Annotated in this window: 4 protein-coding genes; 2 read left to right on the plus strand and 2 right to left on the minus strand. The window is 50.1% G+C overall.

Features of this window, described 5'->3' with window-relative positions; all coding sequences use genetic code 11:
• On the plus strand, nucleotides 1-319 hold a 319-nt coding region (locus JRJ26_20230), incomplete at its 5' end, for a transposase (protein ID MBW2059818.1).
• A gap of 138 nt (nucleotides 320-457) precedes the next feature.
• Here JRJ26_20230 and JRJ26_20235 read toward each other — a convergent pair.
• Nucleotides 458-1,687, minus strand: coding sequence for a hypothetical protein (locus JRJ26_20235; protein ID MBW2059819.1), 1,230 nt, complete (start codon nucleotides 1,685-1,687; stop codon nucleotides 458-460).
• 732 nt (nucleotides 1,688-2,419) lie between these two features.
• Nucleotides 2,420-2,614, minus strand: a complete 195-nt coding sequence (locus tag JRJ26_20240) for a transposase (GenBank protein ID MBW2059820.1) — start codon at nucleotides 2,612-2,614, stop codon at nucleotides 2,420-2,422.
• Nucleotides 2,615-2,746: 132 nt separating this feature from the next.
• Here JRJ26_20240 and JRJ26_20245 point away from each other — a divergent pair, with 132 nt between their 5' ends.
• A complete protein-coding gene (locus JRJ26_20245) occupies nucleotides 2,747-3,115 on the plus strand; it encodes a hypothetical protein (protein MBW2059821.1) in 369 nt (122 codons plus the stop codon).
• Nucleotides 3,116-3,992 lie beyond the last annotated feature (877 nt).

The following is a 3,992-nucleotide window of genomic DNA, read 5'->3' on the forward strand; positions in this document are numbered from 1 at the left end:
CCCAAAAGCGGAGGCTTGTTTAGTCAAGGACCGAGAGGAACTGCTTGCTTTCTATGACTTTCCGGCTGAGCACTGGCAGCACCTGAGAACCACAAATCCGATCGAATCCACCTTTGCTACAGTCCGTTTGCGTACAGCAAAGACCAGAAATTGCCTGTCTCGCCAAACCTTGCTGACAATGGTTTTCAAGCTATCCCTCAGTGCATCCCTCAGTGCACAAAAACGATGGCGCAGATTACGGGGTTATAGACGTCTGGGAGAAGTGGTCCAGGACGTTCAATTTATTAATGGAATCCGGGAAGATGAGGTCGCCGCCTGATGACTGCATACCCAAGATTTGGCAATAGCTCCTCACTGACAGTGCCCGTGCTGGCCACAAAATAACCGCGAGCCAACAGATGTTGGCCCCAAAACTCCTTCCGCAAGGCGAGGGAGTTCACCCATCCCAGAATGAGACTTAAATCTCAACTTGCTCAAATATCACTTCGTTATTACCAAGCGCTTCTGATAAAACAGCAAGCGCTCTATAGGTCACCGCTTGAGACCAATGGAGCATAGGAGCTTTAGCCTTTATTAGGGGATATTTCCGATAGTAGAAATAACCCGAAGGATCCTGCATTTCTCGAATCCACCAGTTAGCCACTTTCAAGGCCAGATTAAGGGCAGACGGATAATTCTCTGAGAAATGTGCCAACGTTTCGATGGCCTGTGCTGCGCACTGGCTGTCGATGGGCTGGGTGCGGTTGTGGTAATAGCGAGGACAGCCGTCTGGCTCAAAAAAATGTTCGACAAAAAATCGAAAACCACGCTCAAGCTCCCCCCTGTAATTGTCGTCGCCGGTTGACTCGACATAGATTTTTAAACTGTCCAGGTTGTAGCCCGTGTGGAAGTTGTCGATCCAGTGGTACTTCGGATCTTCCGCATACCACCATGAACCGTCTGGTCGCTGTCGGGTGCAGCTGTACTTCATGGCCTCCGCAGCTACACTACGACACTCGTCAGAATCGTTGAACATAGCCGCACGCGCTAGGAAACTGGCGCCCAGCATATTGGCGGTGTGAATCGAACTCTGCTCGGTCATCAGGTAACTGAGACATGTTCCTGATTCGGTCCGTTCTCGCGGCAGGTTAAGAATCCAACGGCATACGCTATCCGCTATTTCAAGATAACGACGATCCCCGAGAATAGAGTACCCGTCCAGAAACGCATGACCAATAAGTGCTGTCCAAACGATGATAGACTCATGCTTAGAGTAACGACCACCTCGACTTGCAAAATCGAAGTGATTAGCCCACGAGAACTCATCGAACTTGGGCGATTTATGCTCGATAAGCCAATCGAGGCAAATGCGGGCCCGGCTCTTGTAGGAGGCATCCCCCGTAATCCCGAACATGGTTAGATATCCCCTAACCATATAGCCTCGACCTTTAGTCGAAACCAGCGGCTTAATCCCGAAAAGCGGTCGCAGATTCCAGGGACTCTGCCTAACAACCTGCATCAAAAGCCGATCTAAAAAGAGGTTTCCGAATGTCAACAGCCGAAATGGGGATGACAACCCGTCAAAAGGTTCATAGGCTCTGTAATCACGCTCTTCAACCCAGCGTTCGACACGCTTTGCAGACTTGCGAATGGTTTCGCGTTCTATGCTCACTTGATTTAGCAATGCAATCCCTTCAAGAAATGTCATCTGCCTGAATCATGGTTTGGAACCTGTCAACAATTTTTGTACACTCGAGGTGTCGATTACCATGGTATATCCCCCAGATGTGCGGGATTTTAACAAGGTAATTCCCCCACCCTGTCCGTTTTTGACAACCCGAGGGCGATTGTTTCTCCTGAAGAAGAGCAACCGGAAAGGGGGAAGAATGGCCCGAAGAAGGATTCATATGAACGAGTATCTGGAAATGATTTACCAATGGCACAAAGGAAGAACCGAAAGGGAGATTTGTGATTCTCTTGGCATAGACCGAAAAACAATCCGACGTTACATGAAGCGACTGCGGGCAGTTAGGGTTACAAGGGAGCAACCGCTGCCGGAGCAGGATCAATTGGTTCAACTTGTTTCTTTGATTCAACATTCCTAGAAATTTTTCCGTTCGTCTCTGGTCAAGCTCGAACCCTACGACCAACAGATCAGAGATTGGATGCAAGAAGAGGACATGACCATACGGCAGATCTCGCGGTTACTGAAAGAACACCATGAGCTAGCCCGCATTTCTCAAGACCTTTCTTTAGATGACAATTTTTGGGTTAAATGAACCTTGACTCGGGAAAAATCAGACAAACAAGGTGAAAACACCCCGTATTTTCCTGTCTACCCTCGAAAACCTGCAGTTCAAATCAATTTGGAGCGAAATTTTGCGACACTTCACCCGGGATGTTTTGGAGGTAGCGGCTGATTCTTCATACAGGTCGAGGTTCAAGGTCCGGCTCTACCCAGATTTTGGCAAACCTGAAGAAACGAACTTTGATAAGGGTAGGAACTGGACAGGGAGATGGTAAAACGTCGGACCGAAATCCGGATCTGCGCTCCGATTTTCAAGAGTTTTAATCGAATCGTATCGCACTGGGCTCGAGCCCATTGAGTCCCTTTCAGTCCAAACTGCCTCAGCAAACGATTAGGGTTGTATCCGGAGTGCACTCTGAAATCACAGCTCTCAAGCAGACTACGATTGCATTCCGGATACAACCCTAATCGTTACACACCCTGGGCTTTGGAGTCAGCCGCAAGCGGGTGAGCCGGCTGATGCGCCAGATGGGTCTGCAGGCCATCTATTCCAAGCCGAGACGATCGGTGCCAGCGCCGGGACATCGCACTTATCCCTATCTGTTGCGGGTATGGAAGATCGAGCGCCCCGATCAGGTTTGGGTTTCGGAGACATCACCTTCCTTCGCTTGCGGGGCGGCTTCGTCTATCTGGTCGCCATCATGGATTGGTACAGCCGTTACGTGTTGTCCTGCCAAGTGTCGGTCAGTCTGGAATCGAGCTTCTGCATCTCGGCCCTGCCGAGCTTGGCTCTTTCCCGGCGTAGTCTCGGCATTCAGTGTCCAGCAAGCTTGCCTCTTCCCCCACGACATGCCGCCCCAGCGTTTCATTTATTTCCCCCACTGCTAGTGCAGGCAAGTCCCGCCGCCACCGGTCGAGGCTGTCCTTCTTCACAGTGATCGGTGGAAATTCATCGTGGAGGCCTTGGAAATGCTGGAGACGTTTCAGCTGCGTTTGAGTGTCGATTATCAGTTCTTCGTAATTCATGATTATCAACCGAGTGCCCAGCACTCTCCGTAATTTTGCCATCTCCCTCCGATGACTAAGCCATCTAAGCGTGCATTTTTCAGGAGCAGTAAGACTCTCGTAGTATTCTGCAACCGCGCGATCGATTCCCAGAAATGCGTTCGGGAGGGGAAACTCTCTCCAATTTTCCTGCCACCTTAGTACCCCTTCATGGAGTAACATGCTCGAAAAACAGTCGCGTAGACTGACCGCTCAATACCAATGAAGCGCGCATTCTCAAACGCGTCTCCCAAATCTTCTGCAAGGCAGATGTTGGGGTGGGACTTGTCAAGGTAATGCTGTGGCGCTGAGCGTCTCATCTCTCGTCTGTATTTCCTCACCAATTTCGGGAAAAGGCGCCTTCGCTTTGACGAGTCGACCGCCATTTGGGTGACTAAGCTAAAAATCTTCGGTTCTTCCACAGTAGACCGGAACTCATTGTGGCCACCGACGATATTGCCAACCCAGTGCGTACCACTTCGTCCCGTTCCGATCACGAGCACAAAAAGCTGTTCTTGAGGTCCTTTCACAACCCCTGTCTCCTCCCTACCAACGACCTCTCTGAAAACGGTTGCCCTATGTCAACGACACTTCCCTACCGCATTGCATCACCAAAAATGTTACCCAACTAGGGTCGTTGCATCATAGGATGTTACCGAAATATGGGGGCATACTATGGGCGACAAAATCAGTCAGGTAACCAGGGACGAATTATTGGAAG

Source organism: Deltaproteobacteria bacterium (assembly GCA_019308905.1).
Classification (GTDB): Bacteria; Desulfobacterota; BSN033; order WVXP01; family WVXP01; genus JAFDHF01.

Excerpts from the sequence above, each read along its gene's own strand:
- JRJ26_20235 (MBW2059819.1), bottom strand. The coding sequence starts at position 1,687 with ATGACATTTCTTGAAGGGATTGCATTGCTAAATCAAGTGAGCATAGAA.
- JRJ26_20245 (MBW2059821.1), top strand. The coding sequence starts at position 2,747 with ATGCGCCAGATGGGTCTGCAGGCCATCTATTCCAAGCCGAGACGATCG.